The sequence below is a fragment of the Paenibacillus sp. S-38 genome (assembly GCF_049942825.1).
Taxonomy (GTDB): domain Bacteria; phylum Bacillota; class Bacilli; order Paenibacillales; family NBRC-103111; genus Paenibacillus_G.
Genome location: NZ_CP187970.1, coordinates 426,343 through 446,068 on the forward strand (window position 1 = coordinate 426,343; position 19,726 = coordinate 446,068).

Consider the following 19,726-nt stretch of genomic DNA (forward strand, 5'->3'; position numbering starts at 1 on the left):
AGGAGTGGATGCCGACTTGGAACCGTTTGTTGGTGAAATCCGGATATTTGCAGGGAATTTTCCGCCGAAGAACTGGGCTTTCTGTAACGGGCAGCTGATGCCGATCATTCAGAACACCGCTTTATTTTCCCTTCTCGGCACAATGTATGGGGGGGACGGCAAGACCACCTTCGCCCTGCCGAACCTTATGGGCCGGGCGCCTATCGGCTTCGGTCAAGGACCCGGGTTAACGAACCGGACGCAGGGAGAGGCGGGAGGCAGTGCGGCGGTTACGCTGCTGAATTCGCAGATGCCTTATCACACGCACTTGGCAGCAGCCCATTCCTCATCCACGCAGTCCAGCCCGGAAGGGGCGGTCTGGTCGAAGACGGGGGGACGGCAGGGGCCTGCCGCTTATGCCGCTGCTGCGCCGGACACGCCAATGAGCCCGCAGGCGCTGGGCATTACGGGAGGCAACCAGCCGCACAACAACCGGCAGCCTTACCTTGCGGTGAATTACATTATCGCTCTGCAGGGCATATTCCCGCAGCGTAATTAATCCGTTGAGCCAATAGTTGAGATCCCGGTGCCGGATCGAAGGGTGACCGGGAGGACCAGGGAGGTCACATGTTGAATCGGACACTTGCTCCGGATGCCGCATCGGCCGCTTCGGCGGCCTTTCGTCTGATGCGGTGGAGTTTATTTTGTTTATGGACGGTGCTGGTTATCCTGCTTGTACCGGATGGTACCGTTCAGGCGGCGACTTTTACCGTCAATCATACCGCTGATACCGCTGACGCTGCACCAGGCGACGGGGTGTGCGCCGATGCATCCGGTGCGTCCGGGAAATGCACGCTCCGTGCGGCGATTATGGAGTCGAATGCACTCCCCGGCGCTGATACGGTCAACGTGCCTCCGGGCGTGTATACGCTCACCAGGAACGGAACAGACGAGAATGGGGCGGCCACAGGGGATCTGGATATCCTGGGGGATCTCGTGCTTGTAGGTGCGGGTGGCAATGCAGAGGGTGATCCTGCAGCGACGGTGATCCAGGCGGGCGCGAGCAGTGGTGCGGGCATTGACCGAGTGATCGATATCAACCCAAATCTCGACTTGAACGTGAACGTAACGATTCAGGCGCTGACCGTCCGGTACGGCCGGGGGACAGACGAGTATGGCGCCGGCATTGCTGCCGATTCAGGCAGCGGAACGATTCGGATCTATAACTCTATCGTAAGCGGCAATACGTCAGTCAACGGGAACGGTGCCGGTTTGTATCTGTCTGGCGGCAATCCGGCGGGGAAGCTCCTCGTCGACAAAAGCCGAATCACCGGCAACAACTCCTATAACCGCGGGGGCGGGATTTTTGTGGAGGGCGTAACGCCTTTCATCATGACGGACACGACCGTTGAGAACAATACAGCAACGGGGGGGAGTGGGGGCGGCCTTTTCCTTATGGGAGACGCCCAGCGAACGGTCTCCTCCAGCACCATTGCGGGGAACTCCGCGACGGGAACGGCCGGAAGCAGTCTTGACGGTCTCGGCGGAGGTGTCTATGCCATATCTAAACTGAATCTGGATAATTCTACGGTCAGCGGAAATACGGCAGTGAAGGGGGGCGGCGGTCTGCAGCTGGCTTACGCGGTGGAAGGCGCCTACCTTGTCCGCAATGCAACGATCTACGGAAATACGGCGGATTCGGACAATAATGCTTCCGGCAGCGGTGGAGGGATCGGGGTCCAGGCCGGCACGGCTTCTCCGCTGATCCACAATACCATTGTCGCAGGCAACAAGCTCGGTTCCCAGGCGGCCAGCGATATTTTCGGCACAGCCGCAGGGGGCAGCAGCTATAACCTGATCGGTACCGGCGGATCCGGCGGGCTCGTCAACGGGGCGGCCGGCAACCAAACCGGCGTCAGCGATCTGCGGCTCGGTGCGCTTGCCGACAACGGCGGGTCGACCAAGACGCATGCGCTGCTCGCTGGCAGTCCGGCGCTCGATGCGGGTACAGCCGCCCAGGCGCCGGGAGCGGCAGACCAGCGGGGCACGGCATTTGCCCGTACGGCGGATGCGGCTGATGCTGACACGGCGGCAGCCGTCGATATCGGTGCGTTCGAAGCGCACCCGAGCGTCGAGGACTTGCAGGATGCTGCGATGGGTACGGGCGGGACGCTGCAGATTCCGTTCCATATCGGAGATGCGGATCTTGGCGTGGATACGGTGACCGCGGTCTCGAGCGATCCACAGCTGATCCCTAACGCGGGAGAGAACCTCGCCGTTTCTGGCAGCGGTGGCACACGGACGCTTACAGTCAAGCCGGCAGCCGGACAAAGCGGTACGGCGACGATTACGGTGACCGTTAGTCACCAAGTCGGCGGCGCTGTCCGGTCTATGACGGATTCGTTCCAAGTCACCGTCACGGCCCAGCCGGATCTTGCGATCACGAAGACACATACGGGGAATTTCCGTAAGAGCCAGACCGGAACGTATACGATTACGGTCACGAACGTAGGCTCGGCACCGACAAGCGGCGTGGTTACGGTAGAAGATTGGCTTCCGGCGGGATTAACATTCGTTAATGTACAAGCTGCCAGTTGGTCCTGTGTTACTGGACAAGAACCGACACAGTGTTCATCGGCACAAGTTTTAGGACCGGGGGACAGCTATGACCCGATCGTGCTAACCGTGAGTGTTCAGGAGGAAGCGGCATCGACGGTAACGAACCGGGCTGTCGTCTCCGGCGGAGGCGATGTTAACCCGTCCAATAATACCGCAGAGGACAGCACGATCATCGAGTCGAAGGCAGCGACGACGACTAGTCTGACTTCCTCGAAGACGCCGAGCGTCTATGGGGAGAGTGTAACTTGGACGGCCACCGTATCAGTGGTGGGGCAGGAAACAGGTACGCTGACCGGCAAGGTTACGTTCAAGGATGGCACCAACGAGCTTGGCACCGCAGATCTGGATGCCACTGGAACTGCAGGCATCTCGTCGGGAGTACTGGCGGTGGGCATCCACCGCATCACAGCGGAGTACAGCGGATCGGCTAATTATCTGGGCAGCGTATCGCCAGTTGTGGAGCAGACGGTTCTTTTCGGATCGACACAGACAGAAGTGATCGCATCCGCTCCGTCAGGCGTTTACGGCCAGCCGGTTACGTTCACGGCCGCTGTTACAGCAGTGGCTCCGGCAAGCGGTACGCCGGCCGGGACTGTGACGTTCAAGGAAGGGAACACCGAGCTAGGTACGGCGGCGCTGGATGGAACGGGGACGGCCTCGCTGCCTGTGAACAAGCTGACCGCCGGGACGCACCGTATTACGGCGGTCTATAGCGGCTCAACTTCATTTGCCAGCAGTGTCTCTGCAGGGCTCGACTATACGGTGGAGCGTGCCGATACGGCTGTGACGTTGAATGCGGCGCCGGCCTCATCCGCAGTATACGGCGAGCCGGTTATCCTGACAGCACAGGTGGCTGTGCAGACACCGGGTGCCGGTACGCTGTCGGGTACGGTTCAGTTCATGGAAGGCGGTACGGCGCTCGGAACAGCGGCCGTGGGTGGAAGCGGTCAAGCGGTCTTTACTCTTCCATCGCCGCTGGAAATCGGAACGCATGAATTTACAGCCGTCTATACAGGTGATGCGAACTTCAATGGGAGCACTTCGGCCCCGGCCAACCCTTTGACCGTGGACCCAGCGTCAACAATGCTGAACCTCACTGGATCCGTTGCAGCCAGCGTATATGGTGAGTCTGTCACTTGGACAGCCCAGGTTACCGTGACTGCACCGGGTGGCGGAGCTCCTGCGGGAAGCGTTACGTTCATGGAGGGGATGGAAGTTCTCGCAACAGCCGAATTGGATGGAAGCGGAGCGGCCTCTTGGAATACATCGGGTCTTAGTGTCGGTGCTCATACGATTACCGCAGTATTTGAGGGCAGCGCCAGTCATACTGGTAGCTCGGGTTCAGCCAACTTGCAGGTAGGGCAGGCGGACACGACTGCGGAGATTGGCTCTAGCGTTTCCTCAAGCGTCTATGGCGAGCCAGTCAAACTTACAGCTAAAGTTAAGGTGAATGCACCCGGCAGTGGTGTACCAAGCGGCATGGTTACCTTCAAAAACGGTGCTGAAGTGCTTGGCACTGCCCTGCTGGATGCGAAAGGGATAGCGGTCTGGACTGTTGAGCCCGGCTTCCCGGTCGGCTCGTACGCTTCGTTGACCGCCGAGTATGCGGGCGATGAACGGTACACCTCCAGCATCTCTACAGCTCTTTCGGCCTTTACAGTTGCCCAAGCGGCGACCTCTACCAAATTGACAAGCGATCCAGAAAGGACAGCCGTCGACGAGACGGTCATCCTGACCGCAGCGGTCTCGGTAACGGACCCTGGGAAAGGGCAGCCGGGCGGAACCGTGACCTTCAAGGAAGGGGCCGACGTGATCCGTAAGGTCAATATAGATGACACCGGCATCGCTAAGTGGCCCATACCTAAGCTGACAAAAGGCGAGCACAACTACACCGCCGAGTACAGCGGGGATGCTTCCTTTGAAGGGAGTGTTTCATCTGAAGTGAAGGTCACTGCCGATCTACGGCCGACCACTACCTCGCTGGAGGGAACGGTTACCGGGTTTGTCTATGGCGAGAAGGTAAAGCTGACGGTCAAAGTGAAGTCCACAGGTACAACGCCGACAGGAGAGGTTGTGCTCCTTAGCGGTGCTACAGAGCTGGGCCACGGAGTCCTTGAGGCAGACGGTTTAGCCGTAATTGGACTGACAGAGTTTGTGCCGGGTACTTATAACCTCACCGCATCCTATGCCGGTGATGGTCTCCATGCGAAAAGCGTATCAGCCTTTACCCTGACCATAGACCGGGCCGCAACCTCGACGGCGGTATTGCCTTCGGTGAGTGACGCGGTTTATGGAGAGAGCGTCAATTTGAGTGCCAAAGTGCTTGTCATTGCTCCAGGAATGGGCAAGCCAAGCGGGACGGTCAGCTTCCTGCGGGACGGCCAGCTTCTGGGCGAAGCTCCGCTGGACGCTGGGGGGAATGCTCTTCTTAAGGATATTACTTTGCCGCTGGGAAGCTCGGAGATCAAGGCCGTATATGCGGATGGCAATCCGCTGTATAAGGGCAGTGTCTCCTCCCCGATAAAAGTAATGGTAAGGGATCCGGGACTTCAGCTCGACAGTTACATCTACACTCTTCGTCTCGGTGAAAGTCATGCGACGGTGGTGACAGCCGTCTACGGACCAGGCGTACTCCGTGACGTGACCGCCCAATCTATCTTCTTCAGCACCAATTCATCGGTTGCTAAAGTGGATACTGCGGGCAAGGTAACGGCGGTCGGCTTCGGAAAGGCCGACATTACCGCCCAATATGGCAGTGAGCAGGCGGTTGCCAGCGTAACGGTGACGAGCACTATCCTAAAGTCGTTGACACTGTCCGAGGGTAAGGCCGTTCTTGAGCCGGGCAAAACCGACACCTACGAAGCGATCGTGGGCAGCGGTGTCAGCACCATCGATATCCGAGCGGAGGCAGAGGACGCGGATGCCAAGGTATCGATCAACGGCGCTACAGCCGTAAAGGGAGCGGCATCGGTGAAAGCCGATCTCTCCGAAGGGCTGAATACCTTCGACATTACCGTTACCGCCCCGGACGGCTCCAAGAAGGAGTACATCCTGAAGGTCACCCGTCAACACTCGAGTTCGAGCGGTGGGAATGGCGGCGGTTCGGACAATGGCGGCGGAAGCGATAACGACGGCGGCACGGGCAGCAGTGGCGGCGGTACGGGGGGCGGCGAGCTCCCTGACCCTGCACCGAAACCGGAAGTGCCGGCAGCAGATGACACACCGTGGCTGATTCCAGTTCGGCCGGGCGGCACCGAATTCGTGCCGCTCGCGGGTACCGTGAGCCATAATGGCTCGACCACGGTAGTCAGCCTGAGCGAGGGAGCCGTCAAGGATAAGCTCGACGGCAAGAAAGGACCGAAGGTCTTCCTCATCACTGTGCCGGAGGGAGTGCAGCGTGCACAGATCGAGATCTCCAGCGGCATCATGTCACTGATCGGAACAGGCCATGGGGCCAGCAGTGTGGGTGTTGCCGCAGACGGGGCCTCGTTCGATCTGCCGGTGCGGCTCTTCACACCGGAGGCGCTGGCCAGAGCACTGGGAATCAGTGCCGCGGACGCCGGGCAGGCCCGCATCTTGATTGCGATTACGGCCAAGCCGGCGCCGGCAGGCGTGGATGCGGCATCCGCCCGCCTGTATGACTTCTCCATCGTGGTGGAAGCCGGCGGACGGACCTATCCTTACGATCAGTACAAGGGCGTCTACCTGACCAAAGCTTTCGGGCTCCGGCCTTCGGCCAATGCCAATCAGGCTGCCGGTATCAGCATCAGCGGGGAAGGCACGGTGTACCCGGTTCCGTTTGAAAAGGCGGAGGTGAAGGGTTCCACGGTTCTTGTACTGAAAGCTGATCATAACGGAACCTTCGGTGTGATCACACATTCCACCGGCTTTACGGATACCGCGGGAACATGGGCCCAGGATGCGATTGAGCGGCTAAGCGGCCGGCTCGTCGTGGATGGTTATCCGGACGGAAGCTTCCGGCCTGAGGTTCCGGTAAGCCGTTCCGAATTCGCAGCGGTCCTGGCCCGTGCACTCGGTTGGGTGCCGGATGCGGCGGCCTCCGTGCAATACACGGATGTCGATCCTGCGGCATGGGATGCCGGGTTTATTGCTTCGATGTCCGAGCGGGGACTGATCTCCGGCTACGAAGACGGCTCGTTCCGCGGCAGCCAGCGGATTACCCGCGAAGAGGCCGCGGTGCTGCTGACCCGGGTCCTCGGCTATGTGCAGGCGGAAGCTCAAGCCGCAGGCGCGGGGGCCGGTTCATCGGCGGCCTTCACCGACAGCGGAGCGGTGAGCGGCTATGCGCGCGAAGCGATTGCCAAGGCGCAGGTCTTGGGACTGCTGTCCGGCTATGAAGACGGAACGTTCAAGCCGCAGGGCCTGACGAACCGTGCCGAGACGGTCACGTTGATCTCCAAGCTGCTGCAGCTGACCGGCTTGTCCGGAAGCTGAAGCGGGAAGAACGTACCAGGAAATGAGAAAGAGGCTGCACCGTCCGAAGGTAGGGGGTGCAGCCTCTTTCTTTTGTACCGGGGAAGGGGAGGATAGTTTAGGTATAAAAGATTTCTGCATATGGGAAACCGGCGATCCCTTGTAGACTGGGGTATGGAGACAATATCCCAGGCCAAATAGGAGGATATGTGGATACTTGTGATGAAGAAAATGCCATCTGGGAAACGGTCGTAAGGAAGCTTCGTGCAGCCGGTTGTGTGTTTGCCGAAGAAGAAGCCCGGCTGCTCCTCTCCGCTTCGCGGAGCACTGCCGAACTGGCTGAGCGGGTAGACCGGAGAGCGGCGGGGGTTCCGCTCGAACACATTGTCGGATGGGTGGAATTCTCCGGCCTGCGGATCGAGCTCGATCCCGGTGTGTTCATTCCCCGGTACAGGACGGAGTTTCTTGTTCGGCAGGCCGCGGCACTCATGCAGCCGGGAGACATAGTCGTTGACCTGTGCTGCGGTTCGGGAGCTGTTGGCGCAGCCTTGGCTGCAATGAGGGGGCGTATTGAACTGCACGCCGTGGATATCGATCCGGCTGCCGTACGGTGCGCCCGTCGGAATATTCGTTTGGCCGATGGCCTCGTATATGAGGGGGATCTCTATGATCCGCTGCCGGATGAGCTGTGCGGAAGGGTCAATGTTCTTATAGCCAATGCGCCCTATGTGCCTACCGAGTCCATCCGGCTTATGCCGCCGGAGGCCCGCATGCATGAGGCAAGGATTGCGCTGGACGGAGGGCCTGATGGGCTGGGTGTCCAACGAAGAATCGCGGCCGGGGCTTCCCGGTGGCTGGCCGTTGGGGGTTGTCTGCTGATCGAAACCAGTAGGATGCAGGCGCCCTGGACTGCCGAGCTCCTTGCCCGATCTGGGTTGCTTCCCCAATGGGTTCATTCCGAAGAGCATGACGCTAACGTAATCATCGGGAGGCGAACCGAATGTGCAGGCCAAGTGGGATGACAGTCTTAACAGAATAAACGCCGGTGATAGAACAGAGGGCGGCTGCCGCGCAGCTGCTCTTTTCTGTGTATTTTAGGATAAGGGACCGCAGTCTGTTATGTATAATAATGGTCATGCTGTAAAAATATTTATTGACTACATAGTCAAGAACCGATACGATAATCCCATGAGCAGACCCCGAGAATTTAACATCGAATGTGCCCTTCAGCAGTGCATGGAAGTGTTCTGGACGAAAGGCTTTAAGGCGACTTCCTTCGAGGACCTGACCCGCCGTACTCAGGTCAAGAAGCAGAGCTTGTACTGTGCCTTTGATGACAAACGGGCCTTATTCCTGAAGGCGCTGGCCTTGTATCGTGAGCAGCAGGTGGCGAGGATGGAACAATTCGTCTCTCTGGACGGTTCTCCCTTGGAGAAACTGAAGATGATGTGCGACGCTTCCTTTACCCCAAGCGATGAAGCGGGCCGCAGAGGATGTTTCATGGTCAACTCCGCGCTGGAATTCGGATCCAGTGATGAGGAGGTAACCCGACAGGTCGAGATGATGTCCTGCGAAATGGAACGGTTGATCGGGAAGTTGATCCGGAGTGGTCAAGAGCAGCGGCAGATCACGAACCGGCATACCGCTGATGCGCTTGCCGCCCATTTGTCAGGCGCTCTTCTCGGTGCGCGGATGATGGAGAAGTCAGGTGCCTCACCGGAGCGGATTCAAGCGGTTTTGCATACGTCTATTGCGCTGATCCTGCCTTAAAAAAATGACTTGGAGGCTCTAAAGATGAAAACGAATGAGTCAGTTCAATCCTTGTTCAAGCCTTTTACTTTCGGGAATGTAACTTTGTCTAACCGCATTGTAATGGCCCCGATGACCCGGCAGTACTCTCCGGACGGTGTGCCCGGCCCGAATGTGGTTGACTATTACCGCCGCCGGGCGGAGAACGGCGTGGGCCTTATCGTGACGGAGGGCACTGTAGTTCCTCACCCCGATGCATCGAATCAAGGCAATGTACCGCACTTCTACGGTGAAGCCGCATTGAACGGATGGGCCAAGGTAGTGGCTGCGGTGCACGAGGCTGGCGGGCGGATCATTCCTCAGCTTTGGCATATGGGCGCCAAGGGCAATGCCGGTGAATATACGGAAGCGGAAGTCGCCTCCATAGTGGAAGCTTTCGCGCAGGCCGCATCCGAAGCCAAACGGATCGGTTTCGATGGTATCGAGCTCCACGGGGCGCACGGCTACCTCATCGACCAATTCTTCTGGGAGCAGACGAATCCCCGCACGGACCGTTATGGCGGCGATCTGGTCAAACGCACCCGCTTTGCGGTGGAGATCATCGAAGCCTGCCGTCGCGCCGTCGGTCCCGAGTTCCCGATCGTACTCCGCATCTCGCAGTGGAAGCCTTCGGACTATTCGGCGAAGCTGGCCGGCACGCCGGCTCTGCTGGAAGAGTTCCTGGCGCCATTGTCCGCTGCAGGCGTCGACATCTTCCACTGCTCGACCCGCCGCTTCTGGGAGCCTGAGTTCGAAGGCTCGGATCTGAATCTGGCCGGATGGACCAAGAAGCTGACGGGGAAACCGACGATTACGGTTGGATCGGTGGGCCTCGACGGGGACTTTACGAATCTCTTCACCAATGGGGAAGGCGCGGGGAATGCCAAGATCGACGGATTGATCGAGAGGCTCGAACGCGAGGAATTCGATCTGGTTGCCGTGGGCAGGGCCCTGCTGGTCGATCCTGCCTGGGCAAGCAAGCTGCGCGACGGCCGGACGGATGAGCTGACTCCCTTTACGCCGGAGGCATTGAAAACGCTGGTATAACTCATGATGGACCGGAAGCTTATGCCTCCGGCCGGTTGATCCATCTGAAGTGGAAGCGAGAGCAGGCTGCCCCAGGCAGCCTGCTCTTTATTTGCGTATGGTGATTACAGAAGGCCTTCCCATAGAGAAGTCGTCTGTAAGGGAGGGGCAAGTACGCCGCTGCCGGATAATTCGGCGGCTTAACTTAAGGCTGGGCTGCTGCAGTTCCCCGATCCTATGGCTCAGCTGCTGCTCAATCAGGCCCAAGCTCCTTGTACAGCACGGCGTGCTTCTTCCGGACATATCCGGACCGCGCATAGGTCTTCAGGGCGGCTTCATTGCTCCCGCCGGTGATCACCTTGATGCTCTGAACCCCCTGCCTATGGAGGTGTTCTTCCAGCAGGAGCAGCAGTTCACGGGCCAGTCCCTGCCCGCGGGCCGTCTCCGTTACGAAGAGCTCCGTGATTTCGGCCTGCCGCTCCCGGTAACAGAAGGAAGCGAAGCTCCGGGCACAGGCAAAGCCGCTGAGCGCTCCGCCAAGAAACGCCACAGCAACCAGCTCGGGGCTAAGGCGCAGGCTGCGGGCCACTTCTTCAGCCGTGATGTCCACTCCGTTGAACTCTTGGTTGAGCCGTACAAGGCCGTCCGCATCGTCCGGACACGCCAGCCTGACAGATCGCTGCATTTTTGCCGCCTCCGTGTGATCAGTTTTCGATCGTTCCTATCCTGCCTCCTGATGCGTCCCCGCTTGCCGCTTACGGATTCCTTGCCACTATTGTTACGAAAATATCCCCGTAATACCGCTCCGTCCTCTCGATCTCCAGTCCCGCCTGCTGCAGGGTGTCCAGCGTGCTGCGGTTCAGGCAGCAGCCGTCGCACAGCCGTTTCCAAGCCGGCGTGAGCCAGTCCTGCAGCCGGCCGAGCGCCGCATGCTCGAGGCGGACATGCTCGAAGAACAGCACCGTTCCTCCCGGCTTGCAGACCCGGCGGATCTCCCGCAGCGCCTGCTCGGGATCGGGGATGGTGCAGAGCACCAGCGTACCCACGACCGTGTTGAAAGAATCATCGGCAAAGGGGAGGTTCTGTGCGTCCCCGCCGACCGGTTCGACCGGCACGGGAGCGAGCAGGGCCCGCTTCATCGAGGCGCTGCGCATGACCTCGCTCGGCTCCAGCGCGGTCACTTTGTCGCATCCGCGGTACAGCGGGAAGTTCAGCCCGGTTCCCGAGCCGATCTCGAGCACCGTCCCGGAAGCTTCCCGCAGCAGATTGGCTCGGATGCGGGTGAAGCCCCGCTTCTCCAGCCAGCCCATCAGGGCATCGTAATGCCTGGCAAAAAAAGTGCTCATCTCTCCTCAGTCCTCTACCTGACCTGCGATGCTTCCCTGCCCGGTTCACATTTCAAAAAAAGCATCCCGTTCAACTTTGCTTACCCTCAGCGCGTACCGTTCATACCAGTCCGTGCGCCCCTTCTCCTGCGCCGTCTTATGCAGGGCATGCTCCCGCCACGCACGGATCGCTTCGAGCGAGTCCCAGTACGACACCGTGATGCCAAGGCCGTCGGCGTCACGGGCGCTTTCCACACCAAGAAAGCCCGGCTGCTGTGAGGCCAGCTCCACCATAAGATCGGCCATGCGGCCGTAGCCCTTGTCGCCGGCGGTCCGTTCCGAGGTAAAAATCACCGCATAGTATGGGGGCTGCGGTGTTTTAGCTATTTCGCCCATGTGACCGAATCCTCCCTCATGTTTCTCTTCGCTATGGCTCCACTTTACCACAGGCAGTCCCGGAGGGGGAGACCCTTCGACCCCTCTTGACCCTATCTTGACTCCATCCGGGCCGACCCAATCCCCCTCGGATCCCCTCCAATCCTATCCGACCCGCTACAGTCCCATGACCCCTTTGTACCGGGCCCGACATCCGATTTTGACATGATATCAGGTGGAATCCGGCGTGTGTTCCAGGGGCGGCGGCTCCGGTATCATAGAGGTATACAAAGAACGAATCAAAGGAGGGAGCCTAATGGAACCGCTAACAACACGGGGGGTTCTCCCTATGGAGAAGCCCCGCCGCTCCGGCGGATTCTGGCAGACGATGGGCCGCCAGAAGTACCTGTATTTCATGTCCGTGCCGTTCGTGATCTGGCTGATCGTCTTCAGCTACGTGCCGATCTGGGGCTGGCTGATGGCTTTCCAGAAGTTCCGGCCGGGCCGGTCGATCCTCGAGCAGAAGTGGGTGGGTCTTGCCAACTTCGCCGAGCTCTTCGCCGACGAGCGCTTCTACCTGGTGCTCCGCAACACGCTGGCAATGAGCGTCATGGGCCTGGTGGTCGGATTTACGGTGCCGATCATTTTTGCCCTGCTGATGAATGAGCTCAAGGGCCAGTTCTTCAAACGATCGGTCCAAACGGTCTCGTATCTGCCCCACTTCGTGTCGTGGGTCGTCGTAGCCGGGCTCGTAACGAAAATGCTGTCGACCGAGGGAGGCGCGGTCAACTCGCTGCTGCTCACCCTTGGGATCATTGATGCACCTGTTCAGTTCATGGCCAAAGGGGAGTGGTTTTGGTCGATTGTAACCGCTTCCGACATGTGGAAGGAAACCGGCTGGAACTCGATTATCTACCTCGCCGCTATGGCCGGCATCGATCCCGAATTGTATGAGGCCGCCACGGTGGACGGGGCGGGACGTTTCCGCAAGATCTGGCACATCACGCTGCCGGGGATCCGGCCGACCTTCATGGTGCTGCTCATCCTCTCGATCGGGCACCTGGTCTCCATCGGGTTCGAGAAGCAGTTCCTGCTCGGCAACCCGCTCGTCATCGACTACTCGGAGGTCGTCGACCTGTATGCGCTCAATTACGGAATCGGGCTTAGCCGGTATTCCTACGGCACGGCGATCGGGATTTTCAACTCCGTAGTGAGCATCGTGCTCGTCCTGACGGCCAACGGCATCTACAAGCGGTTAACGAAAGAAAGCATCATTTAGGAGGGCATGCGTATGACCTGGACACGCAAAAGCTTGTCCGACCGGCTGTTCGACGTGGTGCTCTATGCGGCCATGATCTTCACAGTGATCGTCACCCTGTACCCGTTCCTGAACGTGCTGGCGATCTCGCTCAACGATTCGACGGATACGGTGCGCGGCGGCATCCACATCTGGCCGCGGGAGTTCACACTGAAGAATTACGAGACGATCTTCCAATATTCCGGCCTGCTGGCAGGCTTCCGCAACTCCATCATCCGGACGGTGGCGGGCACGCTCATCGGCGTCATCTCCGCCTCCATGGTGGCTTATGTGCTCAGCCGGGAGGAATTCCAGGCCCGCCGCCTGTTCTCGATGATGTTCGCGCTGACGATGTATTTCTCCGGCGGTCTGATCCCGGTGTACATGCTGATGCGGGATCTGCATCTCATCAACAGCTTCTGGGTGTACCTGATTCCCGGGCTGCTCAGCGTCTGGAACGTGTTCATTATCCGTTCTTATATTAACGGTCTTCCCTATGCACTGCAGGAATCGGCAAAGATTGACGGTGCGAACGACTTCACGATCTACTGGCGCGTGGTGCTGCCGCTCTGCCAGCCGGTGCTGGCTACCGTAGCCTTGTTCATTGCGGTAGGACAGTGGAACTCCTGGTTCGATACGTATCTCTATAACTCTTCGAACGAGTCGCTGACCACGCTTCAGTACGAGCTGATGAAGGTGCTGCAGAGCACGCAGAATAATGCCGACGCCGCGCGCAATCCGAATATGGCACAGAACATTGCGGCCGTGTCACCGGAATCGATCCGGATGGCCATCACGATTGTCGTTACCCTGCCGATCCTGCTCGTATATCCGTTTTTGCAAAAATATTTTGTGAAGGGCATGACGCTGGGAGCCGTGAAAAGTTAAGCCCCGCGGGCAGGTTATCCGGGAAAATCCGGAAGGGCTGTGTTACGATAACCGTGGGATGAGAAAAGGGAGGATCCGCATAATGAAGAGACGAACGACGAAATGGGCCAGTGTCATGCTGGCCGCAGCGCTGGTAACGGTTACCGGCTGCTCCAAGAATCAGGCCGCCGAGCCGGGCGAGGCCTCCGGGTCAAGTACGGAGCCCGTCACGCTGTCCGTATTCAGCGCAGACCCCAATCCGGCTTGGAACAATATGCAGGACGAGGTGGGCAAGAAGCTTACGGAGAAAACGGGCGTCACCCTCAAAATGGAATTCCCGGTCGGCTCTTCCGACCAAAAAATACCGCTGATGGTCTCCAGCGGCGAGTATCCCGATATGATTCTGCCCAAGGGAGACCCCGGCAAGCTGGTGGCCGCCGATGCGCTGGTTGATTTGACGGACCTGATTGAACAGCACGCGCCGAATCTGAAGAAGGTCTATGGAAAATATATGAAACGCCTGCGCTGGAGCACAGAGGACCCGAGTATCTATATCCTCCCTATTTCACCGGTGGATCAGGAATATTTTGATGCGGGCGGCGGCTTCGAGCTGCAGCATGCGGTTGTGAAGGAGCTCGGCTATCCGAAGATCCGCACGGTACAGGATTATGAGAACGCCATCAAAACATACAAGGAGAAGCATCCGACCATCGACGGCAAGCCGACGATCGGGCTCTCGCTCAATGCGGATGACTGGCACATCATGATTTCCGTGACGAACCCGGCGTTCCTGACGACGGGCGCCCCGGATGATGGGGAGTACTATATCGATCCGAAGACGTACGAAGCCAAATTCCACTATTTCCGGCCCGAAGAGAAGGAGTACTTCCGCTGGCTGAATCATATGAACGATATCGGACTGATCGACCCGGAAAGCTTCGTGCAAAAGTATGACCAATACAAGGCGAAGATCGCTTCGGGCCGTGTGCTTGGGCTGATCGACCAAGACTGGGACTACCAGGAGGCGCAGAACGCGCTGCGCAAAGAGGGCAAATTCGAGCGGACGTACGGCCATTATCCGGTTACGCTCAATGAAAGCTTCAAGGACCACTCGTTCCAGGATACGGGCTACCTTGCCGGATATGGGATCGGGATCACGAAATCCGCGAAGGATCCGGTGCGGGCGATCAAATTCTTGGATTATCTGGCGTCCGACGAAGGTCAAGTCCTCATCAACTGGGGGATCGAGGGCATGCATTACAAGGTGGAGAACGGCAAACGGGTCATCCCTCCGGATGTTCTGGACAAGAAGGTCAATGATGCCAACAACTTCAACAAGGCGAGCGGGATCGGGTCGTACTACATCTCCGGGCGCTACGGCGACGGTGTGAAGGATTCGACAGGCAACACCTATACCACAACCACCGTAGAACAGAAGATTGCTTCTTACTCGGAGGCGGACAAAGAAACGCTGAAGGCGTACGGCGCAACGACCTGGAAAGACTTGTTCCCCAAAAAGGAAGAATTCCCGGTGAAGCCTTGGGGGGCGGCTTGGTCGATCCCTGTAGAGCCGGACTCCAACGTCAACGTCACCTACAACAAAGCGAAGACGATCGTATGGAAGCGGATTCCGGAAGCGATCCTTGCGAAGCCGGAGCAGTTCGATGCCATCTACGACGGGATGCTGCAGGAGCTGGATAAGGTGGGCGTGAAAAAGATGGAGCAGGAGTATACGGAACTGGTCAAGGAGCGTGCAAAGCTGTTTAACGAGTAGGGCAGGTAAGTGCCGGCGCACCCATGACGGGCGTCAGGAAGCTGCCGGGAATAAGGAGGAAGCCTTTAGGGCCCGGTCGTCGGGTCCTTAAGGATGTCCTGAAGGGAACGGACCTCTTAAGGTGGGCGCAGTCAAGGCAGCGGGAAGGGGGCAGGCCGCTCTTTCAGACGGCTGAACGGCCCCCGCGGCAGGTGGAGGCTAAAGAGGCCGCAGATGAAGCTGGAGGGTCCCTTCCTCTCGTGCCTTGGGCTGCTGCCCTGTACATATCGGTATCCATTCAGCCGCGGCCGTAGAGCCGCAAGGAGGAATTACGAATGAAATTCAGTGACGGCTTTTGGATGACCCGCGAAGGGTATCAATTGATCAATGCGGTCCAGGTATTCTCGGTGACGGCGGAAGAACGCTCGGTTACCGTACTCGTGGCGCCGAGGGATGTATCGCGCCGCAGCGGGCAGCTCGACTGTCCGCTGCTGACGATCCGCTACTTCTCACCGCAGCCGGATGTGATCGGGGTGAAGATCGAGCACTTCGCAGGTGTGCAGCATGTGGGGCCGGATTTCGAACTGCAGCGCAGCGAAACGCACGATGTTTCGGTAGAGCGCGTAGACGGCGTGGTGACGCTGACGGCGGGCCGCGTATCGGTGAAGGTACTCGAGGCAGGGGACTGGAGCGCCGTGTTCTACCAGGACGGACGCCGGATTACGGGCAGTGGGACCAAGGCCATCGCGCATGTCAGCGGACCGGAAGGGGACGTGCATGTGAAGGAAGAGCTCGACCTCGGTGTCGGAGAGCTGATCTACGGTCTCGGCGAACGGTTCACTCCGTTCGTGAAGAACGGCCAGACCGTCGACATCTGGAACCGGGACGGCGGGACGAGCAGTGAGCAGGCGTACAAGAATGTGCCGTTTTATCTGTCCAATCGCGGATATGGGGTGTTCGTGAACCAGCCGGAGATGGTGTCCTTCGAGGTCGCCTCGGAGAAGGTGTCGAAGGTGCAGTTCTCGGTGCCGGGCGAGTCGCTGGAGTATTACGTAATCGGCGGACCATCGGGCAAAGAGGTGCTGGAGCGCTATACGACGCTGACCGGCAAGCCTGCACTGCCGCCGGCCTGGTCGTTCGGGCTGTGGCTGACGACCTCGTTCACGACGAACTACGACGAGGCGACGGTGAACTCCTTCGTGGACGGGATGCGCGAGCGCGATCTGCCGCTGCATGTGTTCCACTTCGACTGCTTCTGGATGAAGGCGTTCCACTGGACGGACTTCCAGTGGGATCCCGAAGTGTTCCCGGACCCGGCTGGCATGCTTAAGCGGCTGAAGGAAAAGGGGCTGCACATCTGCGTCTGGATCAACCCGTATATCGCCCAGCAGTCGCGGCTCTTCGCCGAAGGCCGGGAGCGGGGCTATCTCATCAAGCGTCCGAACGGCGACGTCTGGCAGTGGGACCGTTGGCAGCCCGGCCAGGGCATCGTGGACTTCACGAATCCGGAGGCCTGCGAGTGGTATGCCGGCTACCTGCGCGAGCTCGTGGACATGGGTGTCGATTCGTTCAAAACCGACTTCGGTGAGCGCATCCCGACCGATGTTGTGTATCACGACGGTTCCGACCCGCAGCGGATGCACAATTACTATACGCAGCTCTACAACAAAGTCGTATTCGATGTGCTGGAGGAGAAACTGGGCCGGGGCCAGGCAGTGCTCTTCGCCCGTTCGGCGACTGCCGGCGGCCAGCAGTTCCCGGTTCACTGGGGCGGCGACTGCTTCGCGAGCTACGAATCCATGGCGGAGAGCCTCCGCGGCGGCCTGTCGCTCGGCCTCTCGGGCTTCGGCTTCTGGAGTCATGACATCGGCGGCTTCGAGAGCACATCCTCGGCTGATGTCTACAAACGCTGGACGGCATTCGGCCTGCTCTCCTCGCACAGCCGCCTGCACGGCAACGTGTCGTACCGCGTGCCGTGGGCGTTCGACGAAGAATCCGTCGACGTCATGCGGTTCTTCACGCAGTGGAAGTGCCGCCTGATGCCGTACCTGTTCGGCGGGGCGGTGGAAGCGTCGCAGAAGGGGCTGCCGCTCATGCGGGCAATGCTGCTTGAGTTCGGCGATGACCCGACCTCCGGCTACCTCGACCGCCAGTATATGCTGGGCGACTCGGTGCTGGTCGCGCCCGTCTTCAACGAAGAGGGCCGCGTGAGCTTCTATCTGCCGCAGGGCCGCTGGACGCATCTGTTCACCGGCGAGACGGTGGAAGGCGGCACCTGGCGCGAAGAGGAGCACGGCTACATGAGCCTGCCGATCTATGTGCGGCCGGGCACGCTGCTGCCGGTCGGCGCGGATGCCGAGCGGCCGGACTACGACTACGCTGACGGCCTGGAGCTGCAGCTCTTCGAGCTGGCGGATGGCGCCACGGCGGAGCGGGTTGTCTACAGCACGCAGGCGGAGGAAGTATTGCGCGTGAGCGTGACGCGCAGCGGCGGGAGCCTGAGCGTGCGCACCGAAGGCGAGAGCGCCGGCGCGTGGAGCCTGCTGCTGCGCGGCGTGGACAGCGCCAGCGCCGAGGGCGCCGCGGCCGAGCGCACGCCGCAGGGCGTGCGGCTCACGCCGGAGGCGGGTCGCCGCGAGTGGAGCGTGCGGCTGGCGTAGGCGGGCGGCACGGCAGGCGAGGCGCGGCAAATACCCCAACCGTGAGGTTGGGGTATTTGGTCTGCGCGCGCTGCGCGAGCGGGGCCGTGGGCGCCGGGGCCGAGGGCACGCCGCAGGGCGGGCCGGCGCGGGTCAGGTATCCGATGTAAAACATCGCATACCTGCCTGAAAGGTTAGTCGGAGCCTGATATGTGATGTAAACCATCGGATGCGGGGCCGAGAAAGCCCATTTGGGACAGCTGGAGAAGATTATCCGATGTAAGATATCGGATAACCGCCAGTTGGGAGGAGTGAGTCCTGCCATGTGATCAATTACATCAGATGCAGAAACGGCAGCCATGCTTTGGAGCTCATCCTCCCAGTGAAGCTTGTCAAATTGGCTGCTCCGCCTCACCGCTCCACCCCCCGCCGAACAAGGATTTTCCGCTCTATCGGGGGCGATACAACAGGCCGCACGCTGGCTAACACGGAAAACCCGCGCAAGCCCGTTCGCAAGCTTCCACCTCGCCCAAGCCGCACCGAACACGGATTTTCCGCGCTATCGGGGCGATTCAGCACTCTATAGGCGGGCTAACACGGAAAACCCGTGCAAGCCCGTCCGCAAGCCTCCGCTTCGCGGCTCCAACCCGTGCCGAACACGGATTTTCCGCGCTATCGGAGCGATTCAGCAATCTCACGCTTTCTAACACGTAAAAACCGTGCAAGCCCGTTCGCAAGCTTCCACTTCGCCGCTCTACCTCCCGCCGAACACGGATTTTCCGCGTTATGGGAGCGATACAGCAGGCCGCATGCTAACCGTACGGGCCCGTGCAGCACACCGGTCACTTGAGCCCTCATTGCTCCCAAGCTAGTCCCGGATAACCCGGCATCCCTGAAAGTCCAGCCAGCCGCGGCTAACATACGGGGCAACCGCTGGTTGTCCGCTTGCACTCCCCAATAAGGCAAATAAAAAACGGCGCCAAACGGCACCGCATCTCCATTTCAAATGATAAACCCGGCACCCCTGAGATAAACCGGATATTCCAAGGGGGCCTTACTTGTACCAGCGCTCGTACTGCTCCTGCAGGTTCTCGCGGGTCAGCTTTTTCCGGTGGAGGCTCAGGCTGGGCGCCTGATAGTTCAGCTCCGTGATCTGCTTGTTGGCATCGTTCAGGGTCGCGTCGATCTCGGGGCTGCCGGGATCCTGCTTCAGCAGTTCCATCGCGAGCTCCATGTTCTTGCGGATCTCCGTACGCAGCATCATGAAGGGCGGCTGCACCTTGGCCTGTGTCATAATGGAGGCCAAAATATCGCCGGTCGGCACCTCAAGCGGTTTGCCGAAGCCCGGAAGCTTCTCCAGTCCGCCGTTCTTGACGAATTCCTCGTACGCTTCATTGGCGAGCCGATGCTGCTCGAGCTGGGCGTGCAGGATGACATCGCGGTCCTCCAGCGTCTCTTTCGGCAGGGGAATGATCGGCCGTTCCGCCGCTTCCTGTTCCCCTTGGTGGCCGTGTCTGCGCCGTTCTTCCCGCTCTCTGTTCAGCATAGGTTCACGCGTCCCCTTTCTGAGCCGTCTCTCTCCCAGCGTAAGGGATGCGGAAGGTCTCGGTCAAGTCCGGGCCGG

13 protein-coding genes are annotated in these 19,726 nt (G+C 59.6%); 9 read left to right on the top strand and 4 right to left on the bottom strand.

The window, feature by feature from the left end:
• The first annotated feature begins 16 nt into the window (after window positions 1–16).
• The 5 genes from ACP26L_RS02100 (at window position 17) to ACP26L_RS02120 (ending at window position 9,867) form a co-directional block, all read left to right on the top strand.
• Window positions 17–538, top strand: a complete 522-nt coding sequence (locus ACP26L_RS02100) for a phage tail protein (protein ID WP_426450834.1) — start codon at window positions 17–19, stop codon at window positions 536–538.
• A gap of 71 nt (window positions 539–609) precedes the next feature.
• Window positions 610–7,053: an Ig-like domain repeat protein gene (locus ACP26L_RS02105; protein WP_426450836.1), complete on the top strand. Its 6,444-nt coding sequence runs from the start codon at window positions 610–612 to the stop codon at window positions 7,051–7,053.
• Window positions 7,054–7,241: 188 nt separating this feature from the next.
• On the top strand, window positions 7,242–8,054 hold the full coding sequence (locus ACP26L_RS02110; RefSeq protein ID WP_426450837.1) for a putative protein N(5)-glutamine methyltransferase: 813 nt from the start codon (window positions 7,242–7,244) through the stop codon (window positions 8,052–8,054).
• A gap of 166 nt (window positions 8,055–8,220) precedes the next feature.
• The gene (locus ACP26L_RS02115; protein ID WP_426450838.1) at window positions 8,221–8,802 is read left to right on the top strand and encodes a TetR/AcrR family transcriptional regulator; all 582 of its coding nucleotides are present in this window, start codon (window positions 8,221–8,223) and stop codon (window positions 8,800–8,802) included.
• 24 nt (window positions 8,803–8,826) lie between these two features.
• A complete protein-coding gene (locus ACP26L_RS02120; protein WP_426450840.1) occupies window positions 8,827–9,867 on the top strand; it encodes an NADH:flavin oxidoreductase in 1,041 nt (346 codons plus the stop codon).
• 232 nt (window positions 9,868–10,099) lie between these two features.
• On the opposite strand, the gene ACP26L_RS02125 is transcribed toward ACP26L_RS02120, so the two are convergent.
• The 3 genes from ACP26L_RS02125 to ACP26L_RS02135 form a co-directional block, all read right to left on the bottom strand.
• Window positions 10,100–10,531, bottom strand: coding sequence for a GNAT family N-acetyltransferase (locus tag ACP26L_RS02125; RefSeq protein WP_426450841.1), 432 nt, complete (start codon window positions 10,529–10,531; stop codon window positions 10,100–10,102).
• A gap of 70 nt (window positions 10,532–10,601) precedes the next feature.
• On the bottom strand, window positions 10,602–11,192 hold the full coding sequence (locus tag ACP26L_RS02130) for a class I SAM-dependent methyltransferase (protein ID WP_426450842.1): 591 nt from the start codon (window positions 11,190–11,192) through the stop codon (window positions 10,602–10,604).
• A gap of 45 nt (window positions 11,193–11,237) precedes the next feature.
• On the bottom strand, window positions 11,238–11,567 hold the full coding sequence (locus tag ACP26L_RS02135; protein WP_426450843.1) for an antibiotic biosynthesis monooxygenase family protein: 330 nt from the start codon (window positions 11,565–11,567) through the stop codon (window positions 11,238–11,240).
• Between the two features lie 328 nt (window positions 11,568–11,895).
• Between ACP26L_RS02135 and ACP26L_RS02140 the strand changes: the two genes are divergently transcribed.
• From ACP26L_RS02140 to yicI, 4 genes are all read left to right on the top strand, one after another.
• Window positions 11,896–12,825, top strand: a complete 930-nt coding sequence (locus ACP26L_RS02140; protein WP_426454787.1) for an ABC transporter permease — start codon at window positions 11,896–11,898, stop codon at window positions 12,823–12,825.
• Window positions 12,826–12,837: 12 nt separating this feature from the next.
• Entirely contained in the window at window positions 12,838–13,731 is an 894-nt protein-coding gene (locus tag ACP26L_RS02145; RefSeq protein WP_426450845.1) for a carbohydrate ABC transporter permease, read from the top strand.
• Window positions 13,732–13,813: 82 nt separating this feature from the next.
• A complete protein-coding gene (locus ACP26L_RS02150) occupies window positions 13,814–15,484 on the top strand; it encodes an ABC transporter substrate-binding protein (protein WP_426450846.1) in 1,671 nt (556 codons plus the stop codon).
• Between the two features lie 314 nt (window positions 15,485–15,798).
• A complete protein-coding gene (gene yicI / locus ACP26L_RS02155; RefSeq protein WP_426450847.1) occupies window positions 15,799–18,123 on the top strand; it encodes an alpha-xylosidase in 2,325 nt (774 codons plus the stop codon).
• A gap of 1,033 nt (window positions 18,124–19,156) precedes the next feature.
• Here the strand turns inward: yicI and ACP26L_RS02160 are convergent.
• Window positions 19,157–19,648: a DUF1992 domain-containing protein gene (locus ACP26L_RS02160; protein WP_426450848.1), complete on the bottom strand. Its 492-nt coding sequence runs from the start codon at window positions 19,646–19,648 to the stop codon at window positions 19,157–19,159.
• Between the last annotated feature and the right edge of the window lie 78 nt (window positions 19,649–19,726).

What these genes read in the sequence shown, in the direction of transcription:
- ACP26L_RS02115 (WP_426450838.1), top strand. Translation starts at nt 8,221, where the DNA reads ATGAGCAGACCCCGAGAATTTAACATCGAATGTGCCCTTCAGCAGTGC.
- ACP26L_RS02130 (WP_426450842.1), bottom strand. Translation starts at nt 11,192, where the DNA reads ATGAGCACTTTTTTTGCCAGGCATTACGATGCCCTGATGGGCTGGCTG.
- ACP26L_RS02160 (WP_426450848.1), bottom strand. Translation starts at nt 19,648, where the DNA reads ATGCTGAACAGAGAGCGGGAAGAACGGCGCAGACACGGCCACCAAGGG.
- ACP26L_RS02120 (WP_426450840.1), top strand. Translation starts at nt 8,827, where the DNA reads ATGAAAACGAATGAGTCAGTTCAATCCTTGTTCAAGCCTTTTACTTTC.
- yicI (WP_426450847.1), top strand. Translation starts at nt 15,799, where the DNA reads ATGAAATTCAGTGACGGCTTTTGGATGACCCGCGAAGGGTATCAATTG.
- ACP26L_RS02140 (WP_426454787.1), top strand. Translation starts at nt 11,896, where the DNA reads ATGGAGAAGCCCCGCCGCTCCGGCGGATTCTGGCAGACGATGGGCCGC.
- ACP26L_RS02145 (WP_426450845.1), top strand. Translation starts at nt 12,838, where the DNA reads ATGACCTGGACACGCAAAAGCTTGTCCGACCGGCTGTTCGACGTGGTG.
- ACP26L_RS02150 (WP_426450846.1), top strand. Translation starts at nt 13,814, where the DNA reads ATGAAGAGACGAACGACGAAATGGGCCAGTGTCATGCTGGCCGCAGCG.
- ACP26L_RS02125 (WP_426450841.1), bottom strand. Translation starts at nt 10,531, where the DNA reads ATGCAGCGATCTGTCAGGCTGGCGTGTCCGGACGATGCGGACGGCCTT.
- ACP26L_RS02135 (WP_426450843.1), bottom strand. Translation starts at nt 11,567, where the DNA reads ATGGGCGAAATAGCTAAAACACCGCAGCCCCCATACTATGCGGTGATT.